The following is a 17,879-nucleotide window of genomic DNA, read 5'->3' as shown; positions in this document are numbered from 1 at the left end:
TGGCTTGGTTGAAAACTCAGCCGCGGCCTTCATCCGCGGGCACCGGCGTGCGCCGGTCCGCCGGGCATGGCCCGGTGGTCTGGCCGATCACCAGTTCGGCTTCCCATAGCTCCCGCCGGGGCGCGCCATTGGGCGCGACGATCTGCTCCAGCAGCATTTCGGCCGCCCGCCGGCCGGCCTGCCGGATGGAGGAGCGCATGGCGGTAAAGAACGGGACCTCTCCCGTTTTGCCCTCGCCCGACGCCTGCAGAAAGGAAAGGCTATCGTCGAAGGCGATGACGGAAACGTCCCTGCCCGGACGCAAACCGTGCTCGGCCATTGCCCGCACGACGCCCATCGCCGGAAGCACGCTGGAGACGAGAATGGCCGTCGGCGGCTGTGGTCCGCTCAACAGTTCCCCGGCGGCGCGATAGCCATAGGGCTCCACCATATCCTCGCTGAAGACGAGTGCGGGATCGGCGTCCAGCCCGCGCTCCGCGACCACCGCCTCGTAGCCCTGCCGGCGGCGGTCGGCGAAGTTCATCGTTTCCAGCCCGTTGATCAGGGCAATGCGCCGGTGCCCGAGATCGGCCAGGAAGCCGGTGGCGCGATAGAAGGCGCGCCGGTTGTTGACGTCGATCCAGGAATAATCCTTCGCCTCTTCGTCGCAGCGCCCGTGCACGACGAAAGGCAGCCCCAGCGATTTCAGGAGCGGCAGGCGCGGATCGTTGGTCAGCGGACCGTGCACGACCACGCCGTCGACACGCCCGCGGCTTGCGAAATCGCGGTAGACGTCCGCCTCGTCCACCTGTGCGACGACGCGCAAAAGCATCTCGTAGCCGAACTGGGCGTAAATCTCGCCCGCGCCCGCCAGAAAATCGGAGAAATGGGGATTGATCATCATGTGCTCGGTAAGCGGCACCACATGGCCGATGGCGCAAGCCTTGCCCGTGGCCAGGCTCGCCGCGCTGGCGCTCGGGCGATAGTTGAGACGCTGTGCCGCCGCAACCACTCGCGCCCGCGTCACCTCGTTGACCTCGGGAAATCCGTTGAGCGCGCGCGAGACGGTGGTCTGGGAAAGACCCAGCAGTTCCGAAAGCCTGCGTAGATTCACCGTTTCCCGGGCCACATTCACTCGCCCCATCCGCAATCAAAGCGCTTTGGATAATTTCGCAAGATTATAGTCAAATCAAGCCCGACTATGCTTCCAGCACAGATATTCCTGAAGCTGGCCTTTTTCCACCACCTACCATCGTCCTTGACTCACGCCTGCAGGCGTTTGATGTTACAGATGCTCAAAGCGCTTTGGAGATCGAAGACCTTCACCGAAGCGCACGAACGCGCCTGAAGAATGAATCAAGCGAGCAGAAGCGTTGCGGAGGAGATGATGAAGATACGGATAGTGGCCGGCGTCTGCGTCCTGGCTTTTTCCAGCAGCACCCTGTTTGCGCAGGGCGGAGACGAGCTCGTTTTCGCGCCGGGCGAAGACGATCGTTTCAACTGGCAAAGCTTCGAGGCGTTTTCGTCCGAGCACGACCTTTCCGGTCAGCAACTCACCATCTTCGGACCGTGGCTTTCGGAGGACGAGGAGCTTTTCGAATCCATCGTCGCCTATTTCGAGGAGGCGACCGGGGCATCTGTCGACTATACGGGCTCCGACTCCTTCGAACAGCAGATCGTCATAGATGCCCAGGCCGGCAGTGCGCCGAACGTGGCGGTGTTTCCTCAGCCAGGCCTTGCAGCCAATCTCGCCTCCCAAGGCCATCTGGCATCGCTCGGCAGCGAGACCGCGGATTGGGTGGCTGAAAACTACGCCGCCGGAGATTCCTGGGCAGCCCTCGGCACATATACGGGCGAGGACGGCACCGATGCCTTCTACGCCTTTCCGTATAAGGCCGACGTGAAATCGCTCGTCTGGTACGTGCCCGAAAATTTCGAGGATGCCGGCTACGAGGTGCCCGAGACCATGGAGGACCTCAAGGCGCTGACGGAACAGATCGTGGCCGACGGCGGTACGCCCTGGTGCATCGGCCTCGGCTCCGGCGGGGCGACCGGCTGGCCGGCGACCGACTGGGTGGAGGACATGATGCTGCGGACGCAGCCGCCGGAGGTCTACGATCAGTGGGTGACGAACGAGATCCCCTTCGAAGACGAGCGCGTGGTCGGAGCGATCGAGGAATTCGGCTGGTTCGCGAAGAACCCGGATTTCGTCGCCGGCGGGCCCGAGGCGGTCGCGTCGACGGACTTTCGCGACAGCCCGTCGGGGCTCTTCTCCTTCCCGCCCGGATGCTACATGCACCGCCAAGCCTCCTTCATCCCCAGCTTCTTTCCCGAAGGAAGCGAGCTCGGGATCGACGCCGATTTCTTCTATCTGCCGCCCTATGGCGAAAGGGACCTGGGAAACCCCGTTCTGGGTGCCGGCACCGTCTTCGCCATCACCTCCGATTCCGAGGCCGCGCGCATCTTCATCGAGTTCCTGAAGACGCCGATCGCCCATGAGCTGTGGATGGCCCAGTCCGGTTTCCTGACGCCGCATACGGGCGCCAATCCGGAAGCCTACGCCAATGAGCCGCTCAAGAAGCAGGGCGAAATCCTGACGGAGGCGACCACGTTCCGTTTCGATGCATCGGACCTGATGCCCGGCAGCATCGGCGCGGGTGCCTTTTGGACCGGCATGGTCGACTATGTCGGCGGCAAGCCGGCCGAGGAGGTGGCGAGCGATATCCAGCGGGAATGGGAGAGCATCAAGTAGTCGCAGAGCGGCAGAGGGCGGATCCGTCGATGCCGGCCCGCTCGTGACAATCTCATCGGGAAGGAACGTGTGCCGTACGACCCTTCCCGGACAGGAGAAGCGAGAGCGGACCTCGCGGCAGGCAAAGCGTCCGCTCCAGCCGGAGTGCTGAGGAAGTGGCAGTATCCACGACAACGGGGGCCCCCGCGGGAGGCGCGAGCGGCGCGGGAGCGCTGATAACGACGGCGTTCCTGACTCTCTTCATCATGGCAGCGGGTGTGGCCGTCAGCGTCGCCCTGGCCTTTGCCGTTTACAGCGCCATCAGCGTCGTTCTGCCCTATTACAAGCTGCTCAACGCCGTGTTGGTGATGATTCTGGGCGTTTCGGCCTGTTTCGGCTATTTCTGGGGCTCGAACCGCCTCCTCGATAGCATCTACCCCGCATCCGGCGAAAACGTCGCAGCCAATCTCACCAAGGCCAACGCCATACGCCCGTGGCTCTTCATGGGCCCGGCAATCATCGTGCTCGGCTTCTACCTTGTCTATCCTGTGGTCAATTCGGTGGTCCTGAGCTTCCACGGTCCGACGGGCGAGAACTGGGTCGGCGCGTACAACTATCAATGGCTGGTCCGGGACGCGAACTTCCGCGAAAGCCTGCGCAACAACATCCTGTGGCTTATCGTCGTGCCGGCGGCGGCCACCTTCTTCGGCCTCGTCGCGGCCGCGCTCACCGACCGCATCCCCTGGGGCAACGTCGCCAAAAGCCTCATCTTCATGCCCATGGCGATCTCCTTCGTCGGCGCCAGCGTCATCTGGAAGTTCATCTACGATTACCGCCCGGCCGGCACCGAACAGATCGGGCTTCTCAACGCAATCGTCACCTCTCTCGGCGGTGATCCGCAAGCCTGGCTCACCATCCCCTTCTGGAACAACTTCTTCCTGATGGTGGTGCTGATCTGGATCCAGACCGGCTTCGCCATGGTGATCCTGTCGGCCGCCCTGCGCGGCATTCCGGAGGAGACAATCGAGGCGGCCATCATCGACGGCGCCTCGCCGTTCCAGATCTTCTACAAGATCAAGGTGCCGCAGATCTGGGGCACGATCGCCGTGGTATGGACGACGATCACCATCCTCGTACTCAAGATCTTCGACATCGTCCTGGCCATGACCAACGGCCAGTGGGGCACGCAGGTGCTGGCCAACTACATGTTCGACTGGATGTTCCGCGGGCTCGACTTCGGCCGTGCATCGACCATCGCCCTCGTCATCATGGTCATGGTCGTGCCGATCATGGTCTGGAACATCCGCGAAGCGCGAAAGGACATGCGATGAGCACGGCAGTCGGCCAGCGCTCGGGCCTGACCTGGGCGGTCAACATCGCCGTCGTCTTCCTGGTCGTGGCATGGACCCTTCCCACGCTCGGGATCCTCGTCTCCTCCTTCCGCGACAAGGACCAGCTTGCCGTCAGCGGCTGGTGGACGGCGCTCACATCGTCCGAGCGCAACATCGTCGCCCGCACCGCGCCGCCCGACGAGGCGGTCGAGGAAGACGGCCGCTGGGTGCTTCAAGGCAATGTCTTCGAAAGCGGTTCCGGCCGCGTCAGCGCCTTTGGCGTTTCCATCCAGCGGCCGGGCGAATTCGCTATCGGTGAGAGCGCCGAGATGCGCGGCGGCGGCACGGCGACGGTTCAGGAGAACGGCGACTATATCGTTACCTTCCCGGAGCAGCCAGAGGGCCGGCGCGGCGAACGGCTCTTCGTCACTTCCGTTGAACCGCCGAAATTCACCACCGCGAATTACGAGACCGTGCTGTTTTCGGAAGGCATCGGCCAGAGCTTCGTCAACACCCTGACGGTGACCATACCGGCAACCGTCATTCCGATCCTGATCGCGGCTTACGCCGCTTATGCACTTTCCTGGATGCAATTTCCGGGACGCGCCGTTCTGCTTGCCACCATCGTCGGGCTGATCGTCGTGCCCCTGCAGATGGCGCTGATCCCGCTTCTGAGGCTCTATAACGAGATCGGGGTCGGCAAGTCCTTCATCGGCATCTGGCTGGCGCATACAGGCTTCGGCCTGCCGCTAGCCGTCTACCTCCTGCGCAACTACATCGCCGGCCTGCCGCGCGAGATCATCGAAAGCGCCAGGGTGGACGGCGCCTCGGATTTCGAGATCTTCAGGAAGATCGTCCTGCCGCTCTCCTTCCCCGCGCTCGCCTCCTTCGCCATCTTCCAGTTCCTGTGGGTGTGGAACGACCTGCTCGTGGCGACCGTCTTCCTCGGCAACAACGAGGAGCAGCTCGTGCTCACCGGGAGGCTACGCGAGCTTCTGGGCTCCCGCGGGGGCAATTGGGAAATCCTGTCGGCTTCGGCCTTTATTGCCATCGTCGTGCCGATCGTCGTCTTCTTCGCATTGCAGCGCTATCTCGTCCGCGGCCTGCTGTCCGGGTCGGTGAAAGGAGGTTGAGGTCTCGTATGAACGTCATGAGCATCCCCCAGGCCCGGCGCGGGGCCGATGCGGACAGGGAGACGGAATGGTGGCGCGGCGCGGTGATCTACCAGATCTATCCGCGCTCGTTCCAGGATTCGAACGGTGACGGCATCGGCGACCTCGCCGGCATCACCCGGCGGCTTACCTATGTGGCCTCGCTGGGTGTCGACGCCGTGTGGATCTCGCCCTTCTTCAAGTCGCCCATGCTGGATTTCGGCTATGACATCGCCGACTACCGCGCGATCGACCCGATGTTCGGGACGCTCGCCGACTTTGAAGCCCTGATCGCCGAGGCGCACCGGCTGGGGCTGAAAATCATCATCGATCAGGTCTATTCCCACACGTCCGACCGGCACGCCTGGTTCACCGAGAGCCGGTCGAGCCGCGACAACCCGAAGGCGGACTGGTATGTCTGGGCCGATCCGAAACCGGACGGCACACCGCCCAATAACTGGCTTTCCGTTTTCGGCGGCTCCGCCTGGCGGTGGGATTCCACCCGCTGCCAATATTACCTCCACAACTTCCTCTCCAGCCAGCCGGACCTGAATTTCCACAACCCGGCGGTCCAGGACGCGATCCTCGACACCGCCCGTTTCTGGCTCGACCGCGGTGTCGACGGTTTCCGCCTCGACGCGCTCAATTTTCTCTTCCACAGCCGCGGCCTGGAGGACAATCCGCCGGCACCGCCGGACGAACGGTTGGGCGCGGATACGCCGGCGGTGAACCCCTACCGTTATCAGCGGCACCTGTATGACAAGAACCGGCCGGAGGTGGTGGCGTTCCTGAAGCGCTTCCGGCGCCTGCTCAACGAATATCCCGGCGCCATGTCCATCGGCGAAGTGGGCGAGTCGCGCCGCAGCCTGGAACTGATGGCCGAATACACCTGCGGCGGCGACAGGCTGCATATGTGCTATTCCTTCGACTTCCTTTCGCTCGAGCCCCCAACGCCGGCCCGAATTCGCGGTATGGTCGAGCGCTTCGATGAATGCGCGGGCGACGGCTGGACCTGCTGGAGCTTCTCCAACCACGACGTGATGCGCCACGCCTCGCGCTGGGCAGCCGGTCTCCCAGACCCGGGCGCCTACCTGCGCATGCTGGCAACGCTCCTTCTGTCGCTCAGAGGCTCCGTCTGCCTTTACCAGGGGGAGGAACTGGGGCTGACGGAGGCGAGCATTGATTTCGAGGACCTGCAGGACCCCTACGGCATCCAGTTCTGGCCCGCCTTCAAGGGGCGCGACGGCTGCCGAACACCCATGGTGTGGTCCGGCGAAGCGCCCAATGGCGCCTTCTCCGAAGGCAAGCCGTGGCTCCCGGTAGCACCGGAGCATCTGCCCCTGGCCGTTTCCATCCAGGAGAGCGACCCGACGGCGCTCCTCAATCACTACCGAACCATGCTCGCCTTCCGCGCCCGCCATCCCGAGGTCGTCAAGGGCGACATCCGCTTCATCGGCGAAAGCGGCCGCGTGCTCGCATTCGAGCGCCGGCTGGCAGGCCGCGCCATGCTTGTTGTCGCCATCAATATGGGTGGGGAGCAAGCCACCATCGCGCTCGGCACACGCGCTTGCGAGGCCATTCCCGGCTTCGACGCGGGCGGCCGCTTCGAGCAAGGAGAACTCACCCTGCGGCCTTACGGCTGCTGGTTTGCCAGGACAGAGGACGGGGGAGGAGAGTGATGGCCGGCGTTCTGATGAAGAACATCAAGAAGAGTTACGGGGCGACGGAGGTCATCCACGGCATCGATCTGGAGATCGGCACGGGCGAGTTCGTCGTCTTCGTCGGCCCGTCCGGCTGCGGCAAGTCCACGCTCCTGCGCATGATTGCCGGGCTGGAGAGCATCACCGAAGGCGACATGTATATCGGCGAGGAGCGCGTGAACGACATCCCGCCCTCGCAGCGCGGCATCGCCATGGTATTTCAGTCCTACGCGCTCTATCCGCATATGAGCGTCTACGACAACATGGCTTTCGGCATGCGCATCGCCAAGGCGCCCAAGGCCGAGATCGACAAGCGCGTGAAGGCGGCCGCCGAAATCCTCCAGCTCACCCCCTTTCTCGAGCGGCTGCCCAAGGCGCTTTCCGGCGGTCAGCGCCAGCGCGTGGCCATCGGCCGCGCCATCGTGCGCGACCCGAAGGTATTCCTCTTCGACGAGCCGCTGTCCAACCTCGACGCCGCGCTCCGCGTGGCGACCCGGATCGAGATCGCCAAGTTGAAGGAGTCGATGCCCGATTCCACCATGATCTACGTCACCCACGACCAGGTCGAGGCGATGACGCTGGCCGACCGCATCGTCGTGCTGTCAGCCGGTACCATCGAGCAGGTGGGCACGCCCATCGAGCTCTACGAGAAGCCCGCCAACCTGTTCGTGGCGCAATTCATCGGCTCGCCGGCCATGAATGTGCAGCGCGCCAGGATCGACAGAACGGGTGAGAAGACCACGGTCGCGCTCGCCGGGCGGAAGGCCGACCTGCCGATCCCCTCGCCCGCCGACATGGCGGGCCGGGAGGTGCATTTCGGCGTCCGCCCCGAGGACCTTGCCATCGCCTCCAACGGCAATGGCCTGATCGACGGTCGCGTCGACCTCGTCGAATCGCTCGGCGAGGTGACGAACGTCTATCTCAAGGTCGAGAACGTCCCGGAGCCAATGATCGTCAAGCTGCCCGGCGTCCAGCGCTTCAATCGGGGCGAAGTGGTGTCGCTTTCCGCCGAGCCCGGCAAGATGCATCTCTTCAACGAGGACGGCCGTTCGCTGCTTTATCTGTGAAATGCGTTGAATGCCGTCGCAAACGACGTATCTATGCCGTGGAACAGCCGAAGGGTGACCGGACGCCCAGGCTGTGCTATGAGCGCCCTGAATGAACGGGCGGCCGGGCGCCGCCCGAACTTTGTTTGAACATACCATGACCTTGACGATCGACACCACAACCCCGGAGGCTCGCGCGCGACTGCGCCCGCAGGCATCGCCGGAGACGACTTCGCTGATCGGCCTTTCGCGCGAGGAGCTGGGCGAGGCGCTCGCCTCGATCGGCGTCCCCGAGCGCCAGGTCCGCATGCGCGTGCGCCAGCTTTGGCACTGGCTCTACGTGCGCGGCGTCTCCGACTTCACTCAGATGTTCAACATCTCCAAGGATCTGCGCGCGAGCCTCGACGCGGCTTTCACCGTTGCCCGTCCCGAGATCGTCGAGGAACAGATATCGACCGACGGCACCTGTAAATGGCTCTTGCGCTTTCCGCCGCGCGGCGCCGGACGCCCGGTCGAGGTGGAGACGGTCTACATCCCCGAGGAAGGACGCGGCACGCTGTGCATCTCCTCCCAGGTCGGCTGCACGCTCACCTGCTCCTTCTGCCACACCGGCACGCAGAAGATGGTGCGCAACCTGACAGCCGGCGAGATTCTCGACCAGTTGCTGATCGCCCGCGAGCGGCTGGGGGACTTCCCGAACGCCGACACGCCGGACGGTGCGATCGTGCCCGCCGAAGGGCGCAAGGTGACGAACATCGTCATGATGGGCATGGGCGAGCCGCTCTATAATTTCGAGAACGTCAAAAAGGCGCTGCTGATCGCCTCCGACGGCGAGGGCCTGTCGCTGTCCAAACGCCGCATCACCCTGTCCACCTCCGGCGTGGTGCCCGAGATCTACCGCACGGGTGAGGAGATCGGCGTCATGCTCGCCATCTCGCTGCATGCCGTGCGCGACGAGTTGCGCAACGAGCTGGTTCCGATCAACAGGAAGTACCCGCTGAAAGAGCTCCTCGACGCTTGCCGCGCCTATCCCGGTCTGTCGAACGCCCGCCGCATCACCTTCGAATATGTGATGCTGAAGGGCGTCAACGACTCCCTCGACGATGCGCGCGAGTTGGTGCGGCTCCTGAGGGGCATCCCTGCCAAGATCAACCTGATCCCCTTCAATCCGTGGCCGGGCAGCGCCTATGAATGCTCGGACTGGGAGCAGATCGAGAAATTCGCGGACCTGGTCAACCGCGCCGGCTACGCCTCCCCCATCCGCACCCCGCGCGGCCGCGACATTTTGGCTGCCTGCGGACAGCTCAAGTCGCAGTCAGAGCGCATGAAAAAGGCTGACCGGCTAAAGCTCGAAGCGATGATGATCGCCGGACACGGCGAGTAGGCGCTACCGCGCCTGCGTCGTGAGAATCTTCAGCGCGAAAGCGGAGAACACGCCGGCGAACAGGTAATCGACCGCGCGCGTCACCTTCGGGCTTTTCCTCAGAAGCTGTGAGAACCCGTCCGCGGCGAGCACCATCGGCGTGGTGATCGGCAACGACAGCGGAATGAACAGAACACCCAGAAAAAGGAGCTTCGCGGAAGCGTGCGGATCGCTTGCTGAAACGAATTGCGGCAGGAAGGTCATGAAGAACAGGATGATCTTCGGATTCATGAGATTGATGCCGAGCCCGGTCGCCCAGTTCTTCACGAGCGAACGCCCGCCATCGGCGCGCGCCTCGGGCGAAAAGGCCGATCCATGGCGGATGGCCTGCCAGGCGAGCCAAACCAGATAGCCCGCGCCGAAGACCTTCAATGCGAGAAAAGCCGCCGGCGAGGCTACGATGAGGGCGGACAGCCCCACGGCCACCAGGACGGTGTGCACGAGAATGCCGGTCATCGCCCCGAACATGCAGGCAAACCCGGCCGCACGGCCCTGCGCGAGCGCGCGCCCCACGAAAAGGGTCATGTCCGGGCCCGGCGTGATGGCGATGACGAAGGTCGCCACGGCGAACTGCGCGATGGTGGTGAAATCGGGAACGAAGCTCATGGGGTTCCTGTCAGGGTTCGCAGGTTGCCAGGCTAACGCAGCTTCTCACAGAGAGCCAGCGGCATACCTCTTTCGAGGTACATAGCATACCGCTTTGGTGGTAAGTCTCTGGAAGATGGTTTTTCACTCAACGGCTTTTCGTGCATGATCAAGAAGGTAGCTTGCTGCCATACTGGAGAACAAAAACAAATCCAGTCGAAAATGGGAGGAATGACGATGAGTGACAACAAGGTTTCACGCCGAAAATTCATTGGCAACGCCACGGTGGCGGCCGGGGCCGCCGCAACCGGCACCCTGGCGGCGCCCGCCGTTCACGCGCAGACGCCCGTGACCATCAAGATGCAGACGTCATGGCCGTCGTCCGATATCTGGATGGACTTCGCGCGCCAGTACATCGAGCGGGTGGAACGGATGTCCGGCGGCCGTATCAGGATCGATCTCCTGCCCGCCGGCGCAGTCGTCGGCGCTTTCCAGGTGCTCGACGCGGTGCATGACGGCATACTCGATGCCGCGCACACCGTGCCGGTCTACTGGTACGGCAAGCACAAGGCCGCCTCGCTCTTCGGCACGGGTCCGGTGTTCGGCGGCAGCGCCACCACCATGCTCGCCTGGTTTCACCAGGGCGGCGGCAAGGAGTTCTATCGCGAACTGACCCAGGACATTCTCGGCCTCAATGTCGTCGGCTTCTACGGCTTCCCGATGCCGGCACAGCCCTTCGGCTGGTTCAAGGAACCGGTCACCACCGTGGAGGATGTCCAGGGCTTCAAGTACCGCACGGTCGGACTGGCCGCCGATCTCATGCAGGAGATGGGCTTGTCGGTTGCCCAACTGCCCGGCGGCGAGATCGTGCCGGCCATGGAACGTGGTGTCATTGATGCCTTCGAGTTCAACAATCCGTCCTCCGATATGCGCTTCGGCGCACAGGACGTGGCAAAGAACTATTTCCTCTCCTCCTATCATCAGGCGAGCGAATCTTTCGAGTTCCTGTTCAACAGGGATGTCTTCGACTCTCTCGACGACGATCTCCAGGCCATCCTGGAATATGGCGTGGAAGCGGTAAGCACGGCCAACACGGCCCTGGCACTCGATCAATATTCGGCCGATCTCCAGACGCTTCAGGAGGAGCACGATGTCACCGTGCACCGCACGTCGCAGGAGATTCTCGACGCGCAGCTCCAGGCCTGGGACGAACTCATCCCGATGCTGGAAGAGGACGAATTCATGAAGCGCGTCCTCGACAGCCAGCGCGAATGGGTGGAGCGGGTCGTCTTCTACGAGTTGACGAACGCGCCGGATCTGACCCTTGCCTACGAGCACTACTTCCCCGGCAAGCTGTCCCTCTAGGGCCCGGCCGGCATGAAGGAATGCGATCCGGCGGCCAGGCGCGGCTGCCGGATCCCCTCTCAACGGTAACCTGCTCCAATGCTTCGCTATATCGCTTTCGCCGATCAGGTCTCGGCATGGTTCGGTAAGGCATTCGCCTGGTGCGTGGTCCTGATGACGCTCGCCGTCAGCTACGAGGTCGTTGCGCGCTACGCCTTCAATGCGCCGACCGTCTGGGCCTTCGACCTGACCTACATCATGTACGGCACGCTCTTCATGATGGCCGGTGCCTATACGCTTTCGCGCGACGGTCACGTGCGGGGCGACTTCATCTATCGGCTGTGGAGCCCCGCCACGCAGGCGAAGGTCGAACTGGCGCTTTACTTCATCTTCTTCTTCCCCGGTGTCCTGGCGCTCGTCTTTTCCGGCTGGCGATATGCCAGCCGCTCCTGGCGCTATCTCGAGGTCAGCACAATGAGCCCGGCCAATGTGCCGATCTATCAGTTCAAGACCATCATCATCGCCGCCGGCGTGCTGCTCGTGATCCAGGGCATCGCCCAGGTCTGCCGCTGCATCATCACCATCCGCACCGGCGAATGGCCCCGCCATGTCGAGGACGTGGAGGAGCTCGAGACACTGCTTCAGCGTGAAGGCGCCGAGGCGCTCCGCCACGGCAGCGAAGCAATCGACATCACCGAGCCGAGGGAGCCGCGCTCATGACCGACCCTCAGGTGGCGGTGGCCATGCTCGGCATCTTCATCTTCATCATTCTCTTAGGGTTTCCGATCGCCTTCACGCTGATGGCGATGGGCATCGGCTTCGGCTACTACGCCTATTACAACGCCGACCGCATGTGGATCCAATACGCGCGCGCCCTGGAGGAGGACGCCGACACGATGTCGCTGGTCCAGCATTGGGTCGGCGGCTTCTTCAACAACCGCGTGTTCGACCTGTTCGTCAACCAGACCTATTCGGTCATGGCGAACGACGTTCTGACCGCCGTGCCGCTCTTTCTGTTCATGGGCTATATCGTCGAGCGCGCCAACATCGTCGACCGCCTGTTCCAGACCCTGAGCGTCACGACGCGCCGGGTGCCGGGCTCGATGGCCGTGGCGGCGCTGATCACCTGCGCGCTCTTCGCCACCGCAACGGGCATCGTCGGCGCCGTCGTCACCTTGATGGGCCTGCTGGCCTATCCCGCCATGCTGAAGGCGCGCTACGAGACGCGCTATGCATCGGGCGTCATCTGCGCCGGTGGCACGCTGGGTATCCTCATACCACCCTCGATCATGCTGATCGTCTACGCGGCAACCTCCGGCGTCTCGATCGTACGCCTCTATGCCGGGGCGCTCTTGCCCGGCTTCCTGCTGGCGGGCCTTTATCTGCTTTATATCGTCGGCCGTGCCACGCTGCAGCCCAGTATCGCGCCCAAGGCGGAAAAGATGGGCGGAGATATCGGCCTGCTGCAGATCGCCTGGATGCTGCTGACCTCCTTCTTCCCGCTCGCCTTCCTCATCGTCGCCGTGCTGGGTGCCATCCTCTTCGGCTTCGCCACCCCCTCGGAAGCGGCCGCCATCGGCGCGCTGGGCGGGTTGACGCTGGCCGTCGCCTATCGCGCGCTCACCTGGCGGCGCCTGCAGGAATCGGTCTACCTGACCGTGCGCACCACGGCGATGGTATGCTGGCTTTTCGTCGGTTCGTGGGTGTTCGCCTCGGTCTTTTCCTATCTCGGCGGCGAGCAGCTCATCCGCGAGTTCGTCGAGGGCCTCAGCCTGACGCCGCTGCAGTTCCTGATCCTGGCGCAGATCATCATCTTCCTGCTTGGCTGGCCACTGGAGTGGTCGGAAATCATCATCATCTTCGTGCCGATCTTCCTGCCGCTGCTGCCGCTCTTCGACATCGACCCGCTGTTCTTCGGCATCCTGATCGCGCTCAACCTGCAAACATCCTTCCTGACGCCGCCCATGGCCATGTCGGCCTACTATCTGAAGGGGATCGCCCCACCCCATGTGCGGCTGACACAGATATTCGCGGGCTCCCTGCCCTATCTCTTGATGGTGGTCCTGGCGATGGTCATCCTCTACAACGTGCCGGCGGTGATCTATTGGCTACCGGAGCTCTTCTACGGACGATGAACAGGCGGGAATGGAGAGCCGCTCATGCTTGACCGCATTATTGCCCTGGTCGCGTTGGCTGCGCTGACGCTCTATCTCGGCATCTTCGTCGTCTCTGTGCCACGTCCGGCGCTGATCGTCGTGACGGCGGTCGTGCTCGCCCTTGTCTATTTCGATTTCTGGAACCAGCTCTTCCGCAACAGGAAATAGATACCAGTGGGCGCTATTGCGGCTTGCCGCCGAGCCACACCCGTTCCACCGCGAGCGTGTCGCTGAGATGCACGCAGTCGGCGCGGCAGCCGGGCTTCAGGAACCCGCGCTCGTGCTCGATGCCGAGATAGAGCGCCGGATAGGCGCTGGCCATCCTGAGCGATTCATCGATCGCCAATCCCAGCACCTCGACGCCGAACCGGACCGCCGACGCCATGTCGAGATCCGAGCCGGCCAGGGTCCCGTCCTCCAGCACGAGCCGGGAGCACACCGCACCAGGCTCGCGCCGCACCGTGCGCCCGTTCAGTGTGAAGCTGTCGGCGGCGCTGCCCACCAGCGCCATGGCGTCGGTGACGTGATAGAGCCGGCCCGCCCCGCGCTTGGCGCGCAGCGCAATGCCCAGCGCCACCGGATCGACATGGTGGCCGTCGGCGATGATGCCGCACCAGGCCGCTCCCGTATCGAGGGCCGCGCCCACCAGCCCCGGCGCACGGTGGGAAAGCCCGCTCATGGCGTTGAAAAGATGCGTCACACCCCGTGCACCGGCTTCGAAGAACCGCTTTGCGTCGTCACAGGCGCAATCGGTATGGCCAAGGCTCACCACGACACCCGCCCTGGCCAGCCGCTCGACCTGGGCGACCGTCACCTGCTCGCAGGCAAGCGTGACATGCAGACGGGGGAGCAGTTCCGCCGCACGGCACAGCCGCTCCACGTCCGCCTCCGCCATCGGCCGCATCAAGGCCGCCAGATGCGCCCCGCGGCGCGAGGGGGCAAGATGCGGCCCTTCGAGATGGAGGCCGGCAACGCCGCCGTCCGACCGGCAGGCCTCGATGGCCCCCGCAATGGCGACCTCGGTCACGTCGCGCGTGTCGGTGATCAGCGTCGGCAGCAGCGCCGTCGTGCCGTAGCGGCGATGGGCTGCGGCGATCTCGGCCATGGTCTTGGCCGAGGGATCGTTGTTGAGCATGCGCCCGCCGCCGCCATTGACCTGGACGTCTATGAAGCCGGGGGCGAGGATTCCGCCGTCCAGCCGGACGATGGTCTCGCTGCTTCCCACCTCCGCCACCGGCACGAGCGCCTTCACCCGCCCGTCTTCGAGGACGAGCGCCTGGCCATCGCGAAAGCGCTCCCCGTCGAACAGCCGCGCGCCGGTGAGGATAGCCACATCCATCACATGGTCTCCGTGACTTTGCGGAGCCTTTCAGGCGTATCCGGGTCGAGCCCCCGCTCGCGCGCCAGGCGCTCGATCAACCGGTAATAGGCGGCGATCGCGACCAGCGGATCGAGCTTTGCGTAACCGGTCGAGGGAACCGTAACCGTGTCACCCCCCGCTCGTGAAGAAAAGCACACCACCCCCGCGCCCAGGGCCTTGAGTTTGTCCAGCGCGGCCGTGCTCGCCGAAAGCGCCTCATCCTCCTGCAGGAAGGCAAGGATGGGAAATCCCCGCTCGACGAGCTGCATGGGCCCGTGCATCAGTTCCGCCAGCGAAAACGCCTCCGCATGAAGCTTCGCCGTCTCCTTCGCCTTCAAGGCCGCCTCCAGCGCGATTGCGAAGCCCGGGCCGCGTCCGGCCGTATAGAGCGACTGCGCGTCGGAAAGCATCGGAAGGGCATCAGCACAATCGGCTTCGCAGACACGCCGAAGCATCTCGGGCAACTGCGTCAGGCCGCCGGTCAGCGCCGCCTCGCCCGTCGCGGCCTGCGTCAGCGCGGCGAGCGCGGCGGCCGAAGCGATGAAGGATTTCGTGGCCGCCACGCTTTTCTCCTCGCCGGCATGGATCGGCAGCACGACGTCCGCCGCGTGCGCCAGCGGGCTGTCTTCGACGTTGACGACCGCCAGCGTCGTCGCGCCGCCCCGCTTCGCCTCCTCCTGCACGGCGATGATGTCGGGACTTGCGCCCGATTGGGATACGGTGACGTGCAGGCCGTTCGGCACGTTCAGCGTGGCACGGTAGACGGAAACGACGGAGGGCCCGATGGATGCGACGGGAATCCCGGCCGTAATCTCGAACAGATATTTGAAGAAGCTCACCGCATGATCCGAGGAGCCGCGCGCGGCGACCGTAACGACGGATGGGCGGCGCTGTCCGATGAGCCGCCCGATCTCGGCGAAAACCGGTTTCTCCCGCGCAAGTAGGCGCGCAACCGCATCCGCCGCCTCGCCGGTCTCCTTGAACATCAATGAGGGGTGCTTACCCATCGCCCGGCTCCGTGTTCCGGTTGTTTAGAACCGCATGAAGATCGCAGCCGTGACGCGCGAGCGCGGCGTCTGCCGCCTCCGCCTCCATGCCACCGACGACGAGGATGGCGGGTTTCACGCGGTAACCCGTCTTTTCGAGCGCGCTTACGGCCTCGGCCTCCCCCACCCCCGTGATGTCGGTCAGCATGGCGACGGCGCGCCGGCGCAGCTTGGCGTTGGAGGCCTGCATGTCGACCATCTGCCCCCGAAAGACCTTGCCGAGCCGCATCATGAGCGCAGTGGAGAGCATGTTGAGGACGATCTTCTGGCTGGTGCCAGCGGCAAGGCGCGTCGAGCCGGCCAGCACCTCCGGGCCGGTCTCGAGCAGCACGCCATGCGTGGCGGCCGATAACAACGGTGTGTCCGCATTGTTGGCGAAAGCGATGACAAGGGCATGCCGGGCGCGTGCCGTCCGGGCGGCAGACAGGGTATACGGCGTCGTGCCGCTTGCGGCCAGCGCCAGCACCACGTCGTCGGGCCCGCACGCGGCCCGTTCGATCGCCAGCCGGGCCGAATCGGCGTCATCCTCGGCATTTTCATTGGAAAGGGTGAGCGAATCTCCGCCGGCCAGCAGCAGCACCAGCCGCTCCGGCGGCCAGCCGAAGGTGGTGTTCAGTTCAAGCCCGTCAAGGACGGCGAGCCGTCCGGACGTGCCGGCGCCCACATAGAAGATGCGCCCTTGCGATCCGCGCAGCCGGGCGATCATCGCCGCAAGCACCTTTTCCAAATCGGGCAGCGCCCGCGCAACGGCGGCGTACGCCGTCTGCTGGCCTTCCAGCAGCACCCGAAGCATCCGCGCCTCGCCGGCCCGCTCCAGGTCACCGTATTCAGGATTAGCGCTTTCCGTCTGCATGGCGGTTATCCCGGTTTCGTTCTGCCGCGATAGAACCAATATGATACCAAAGTGCTATAGCAGCTTTTCGGCCGTTTTCCACCGGGCCGGGCGGCAAATCCCCGAAATGGCTCCCACCGCCGTTGATGGGCTCCGGCGCAATCGAGAAAACCATGGAAATTTTACAGCATCTTTTCAAAAATGGCAGTGGGGAGATACCACGCGGGCGCACGGCCCCGCTTGCCCCCGCCTGCGAACTGGTAGATAACTGGCGTATATAGGCAGCGCGGTGCGCACAGGCGAACCGGGCGAGGAACAGGACCGTGGACGACATGTCGGCCTGCGCCGCGGCAAACGATCGGGAACCGGCATGGAGCGGAAGGAAAGCTTGCAGGAGTTGCTCGCCCGGGAGCGGTTCGCCGAGAAGGCGGACAATCCGACGCCGCTCTACATGCAGATGGCCACGCTTCTGCGCAAGTTCATCGAGGAAGGCAGGCTGCGCCCGGGCGAGGCCTTGCCCTCGGAGCGCACCATCGCCGACGCCACCTCTCTTTCACGCGTGACGATCCGCAAGGGCATTGACCTGCTCGCCCATGAAGGGCTGGTGGACCAGCGCCGCGGCTCGGGCACCTATGTTCGCCCGCCCGTCGAACGGATCGAGCAGCCGCTGGCGAGCGTCACCGGCTTCAGCGAGGACATGATCTCCTACGGGCGCAAGCCTTCGGTGCGCTGGCTCACCTGCGAATACGCACGTCCCACGGCCCATGAGGCCATGGTGCTGGGCCTGTCGCCGCAAGACCGGATCGCGCGCCTCTACCGCATCCGGCTGGCGGACGGGTTTCCGCTGGCCGTCGAACTGGCAACCGTTCCGGCCGATCTGCTGCCGCCGTTGGAGAGCATGGGTGATTCCCTCTATGAGGAACTGTCCAGGGCCGGTGCCTACCCCGAAAAGGCGTTGCAGCGTATGCATGCCTGCGCGCTGCCGGAACGCGAAGCCGCCCTCCTGGAGGCCGAGGCGGGCGCGCCCGCGCTCTACATCGAGCGGACTTCGCGCCTCGCCGACGGCCGCACGGTGGAATTCACACGCTCCCATTATCGCGGCGATCGTTTCGACTTTGTCGCCGAGCTTACCCTGCCGCGCCGCAAAGGCGGCGACGGAGCGGCTTGAAAGAGATCATGCCCGCCGTTGCGTGAA

At 64.3% G+C, this 17,879-nt stretch carries 16 protein-coding genes; 11 read left to right on the top strand and 5 right to left on the bottom strand.

Features of this window, described 5'->3' with window-relative positions; genetic code table 11:
- Positions 1–16: 16 nt before the first annotated feature.
- Positions 17–1,093 (bottom strand): substrate-binding domain-containing protein, encoded by a 1,077-nt coding sequence (locus SIN08_RS00530; protein WP_322449506.1) that lies wholly within the window; start codon positions 1,091–1,093, stop codon positions 17–19.
- A gap of 273 nt (positions 1,094–1,366) precedes the next feature.
- On the opposite strand from SIN08_RS00530, the gene SIN08_RS00525 reads away from it, so the two are divergent.
- The 6 genes from SIN08_RS00525 to rlmN all read left to right on the top strand — a co-directional run bounded on the left by SIN08_RS00525 (position 1,367) and on the right by rlmN (position 9,322).
- Positions 1,367–2,731, top strand: coding sequence for an ABC transporter substrate-binding protein (locus SIN08_RS00525; protein WP_322449505.1), 1,365 nt, complete (start codon positions 1,367–1,369; stop codon positions 2,729–2,731).
- Positions 2,732–3,078: 347 nt separating this feature from the next.
- The gene (locus SIN08_RS00520) at positions 3,079–4,041 is read left to right on the top strand and encodes a sugar ABC transporter permease (protein ID WP_322449559.1); all 963 of its coding nucleotides are present in this window, start codon (positions 3,079–3,081) and stop codon (positions 4,039–4,041) included.
- On the top strand, positions 4,038–5,174 hold the full coding sequence (locus SIN08_RS00515) for a carbohydrate ABC transporter permease (protein WP_322449504.1): 1,137 nt from the start codon (positions 4,038–4,040) through the stop codon (positions 5,172–5,174). The genes SIN08_RS00520 and SIN08_RS00515 overlap by 4 nt, the downstream gene beginning before the upstream one ends.
- Positions 5,175–5,182: 8 nt before the next feature.
- A complete protein-coding gene (locus SIN08_RS00510; protein WP_416207986.1) occupies positions 5,183–6,871 on the top strand; it encodes an alpha-glucosidase in 1,689 nt (562 codons plus the stop codon).
- Positions 6,871–7,959 (top strand): sn-glycerol-3-phosphate ABC transporter ATP-binding protein UgpC, encoded by a 1,089-nt coding sequence (locus SIN08_RS00505; RefSeq protein ID WP_322449503.1) that lies wholly within the window; start codon positions 6,871–6,873, stop codon positions 7,957–7,959. Before SIN08_RS00510 ends, SIN08_RS00505 begins: the two co-directional genes overlap by 1 nt.
- A gap of 136 nt (positions 7,960–8,095) precedes the next feature.
- Positions 8,096–9,322, top strand: coding sequence for a 23S rRNA (adenine(2503)-C(2))-methyltransferase RlmN (gene rlmN / locus SIN08_RS00500; RefSeq protein WP_322449502.1), 1,227 nt, complete (start codon positions 8,096–8,098; stop codon positions 9,320–9,322).
- 3 nt (positions 9,323–9,325) lie between these two features.
- Here the strand turns inward: rlmN and SIN08_RS00495 are convergent, their stop codons facing one another.
- Entirely contained in the window at positions 9,326–9,967 is a 642-nt protein-coding gene (locus tag SIN08_RS00495; RefSeq protein ID WP_322449501.1) for a LysE family translocator, read from the bottom strand.
- A 216-nt stretch (positions 9,968–10,183) separates the two neighbouring features.
- On the opposite strand from SIN08_RS00495, the gene SIN08_RS00490 reads away from it, so the two are divergent.
- The 4 genes from SIN08_RS00490 to SIN08_RS00475 all read left to right on the top strand — a co-directional run bounded on the left by SIN08_RS00490 (position 10,184) and on the right by SIN08_RS00475 (position 13,614).
- Entirely contained in the window at positions 10,184–11,311 is a 1,128-nt protein-coding gene (locus SIN08_RS00490) for a TRAP transporter substrate-binding protein (protein ID WP_322449500.1), read from the top strand.
- A 78-nt stretch (positions 11,312–11,389) separates the two neighbouring features.
- Positions 11,390–12,010 (top strand): TRAP transporter small permease subunit, encoded by a 621-nt coding sequence (locus tag SIN08_RS00485; RefSeq protein WP_322449499.1) that lies wholly within the window; start codon positions 11,390–11,392, stop codon positions 12,008–12,010.
- Positions 12,007–13,425, top strand: a complete 1,419-nt coding sequence (locus SIN08_RS00480; RefSeq protein ID WP_322449497.1) for a TRAP transporter large permease subunit — start codon at positions 12,007–12,009, stop codon at positions 13,423–13,425. Before SIN08_RS00485 ends, SIN08_RS00480 begins: the two co-directional genes overlap by 4 nt.
- Before the next feature lie 24 nt (positions 13,426–13,449).
- Positions 13,450–13,614, top strand: a complete 165-nt coding sequence (locus SIN08_RS00475) for a hypothetical protein (RefSeq protein ID WP_322449495.1) — start codon at positions 13,450–13,452, stop codon at positions 13,612–13,614.
- Positions 13,615–13,627: 13 nt separating this feature from the next.
- Here the strand turns inward: SIN08_RS00475 and nagA are convergent, their stop codons facing one another.
- The 3 genes from nagA to SIN08_RS00460 are packed head-to-tail and all read right to left on the bottom strand — an operon-like array spanning position 13,628 to position 16,705.
- The gene (nagA, locus tag SIN08_RS00470; RefSeq protein WP_322449494.1) at positions 13,628–14,788 is read right to left on the bottom strand and encodes an N-acetylglucosamine-6-phosphate deacetylase; all 1,161 of its coding nucleotides are present in this window, start codon (positions 14,786–14,788) and stop codon (positions 13,628–13,630) included.
- Complete coding sequence (locus SIN08_RS00465; protein ID WP_322449493.1) at positions 14,785–15,813, bottom strand: SIS domain-containing protein; 1,029 nt, start codon at positions 15,811–15,813, stop codon at positions 14,785–14,787. Before SIN08_RS00465 ends, nagA begins: the two co-directional genes overlap by 4 nt.
- Positions 15,806–16,705, bottom strand: coding sequence for an N-acetylmuramic acid 6-phosphate etherase (locus tag SIN08_RS00460; protein WP_322449492.1), 900 nt, complete (start codon positions 16,703–16,705; stop codon positions 15,806–15,808). Before SIN08_RS00460 ends, SIN08_RS00465 begins: the two co-directional genes overlap by 8 nt.
- Before the next feature lie 268 nt (positions 16,706–16,973).
- Between SIN08_RS00460 and SIN08_RS00455 the strand changes: the two genes are divergently transcribed.
- Positions 16,974–17,852, top strand: a complete 879-nt coding sequence (locus SIN08_RS00455) for a GntR family transcriptional regulator (protein ID WP_322449491.1) — start codon at positions 16,974–16,976, stop codon at positions 17,850–17,852.
- Positions 17,853–17,879: the final 27 nt, after the last annotated feature.

It is taken from the genome of Chelativorans sp. M5D2P16, from assembly GCF_034427935.1.
Taxonomy (GTDB): Bacteria; Pseudomonadota; Alphaproteobacteria; order Rhizobiales; family Rhizobiaceae; genus Chelativorans.
Note: the sequence above shows the minus strand (reverse complement) of the source record. Positions and strands in the feature narration are given on the sequence as shown.

Excerpts from the sequence above, each read along its gene's own strand:
- SIN08_RS00495 (WP_322449501.1), bottom strand. The coding sequence starts at position 9,967 with ATGAGCTTCGTTCCCGATTTCACCACCATCGCGCAGTTCGCCGTGGCG.
- SIN08_RS00505 (WP_322449503.1), top strand. The coding sequence starts at position 6,871 with ATGGCCGGCGTTCTGATGAAGAACATCAAGAAGAGTTACGGGGCGACG.
- SIN08_RS00510 (WP_416207986.1), top strand. The coding sequence starts at position 5,183 with ATGAACGTCATGAGCATCCCCCAGGCCCGGCGCGGGGCCGATGCGGAC.
- SIN08_RS00475 (WP_322449495.1), top strand. The coding sequence starts at position 13,450 with ATGCTTGACCGCATTATTGCCCTGGTCGCGTTGGCTGCGCTGACGCTC.
- rlmN (WP_322449502.1), top strand. The coding sequence starts at position 8,096 with ATGACCTTGACGATCGACACCACAACCCCGGAGGCTCGCGCGCGACTG.
- SIN08_RS00490 (WP_322449500.1), top strand. The coding sequence starts at position 10,184 with ATGAGTGACAACAAGGTTTCACGCCGAAAATTCATTGGCAACGCCACG.
- SIN08_RS00485 (WP_322449499.1), top strand. The coding sequence starts at position 11,390 with ATGCTTCGCTATATCGCTTTCGCCGATCAGGTCTCGGCATGGTTCGGT.
- SIN08_RS00480 (WP_322449497.1), top strand. The coding sequence starts at position 12,007 with ATGACCGACCCTCAGGTGGCGGTGGCCATGCTCGGCATCTTCATCTTC.
- SIN08_RS00515 (WP_322449504.1), top strand. The coding sequence starts at position 4,038 with ATGAGCACGGCAGTCGGCCAGCGCTCGGGCCTGACCTGGGCGGTCAAC.
- SIN08_RS00465 (WP_322449493.1), bottom strand. The coding sequence starts at position 15,813 with ATGGGTAAGCACCCCTCATTGATGTTCAAGGAGACCGGCGAGGCGGCG.
- SIN08_RS00460 (WP_322449492.1), bottom strand. The coding sequence starts at position 16,705 with ATGCAGACGGAAAGCGCTAATCCTGAATACGGTGACCTGGAGCGGGCC.
- SIN08_RS00525 (WP_322449505.1), top strand. The coding sequence starts at position 1,367 with ATGAAGATACGGATAGTGGCCGGCGTCTGCGTCCTGGCTTTTTCCAGC.
- SIN08_RS00520 (WP_322449559.1), top strand. The coding sequence starts at position 3,079 with ATGATTCTGGGCGTTTCGGCCTGTTTCGGCTATTTCTGGGGCTCGAAC.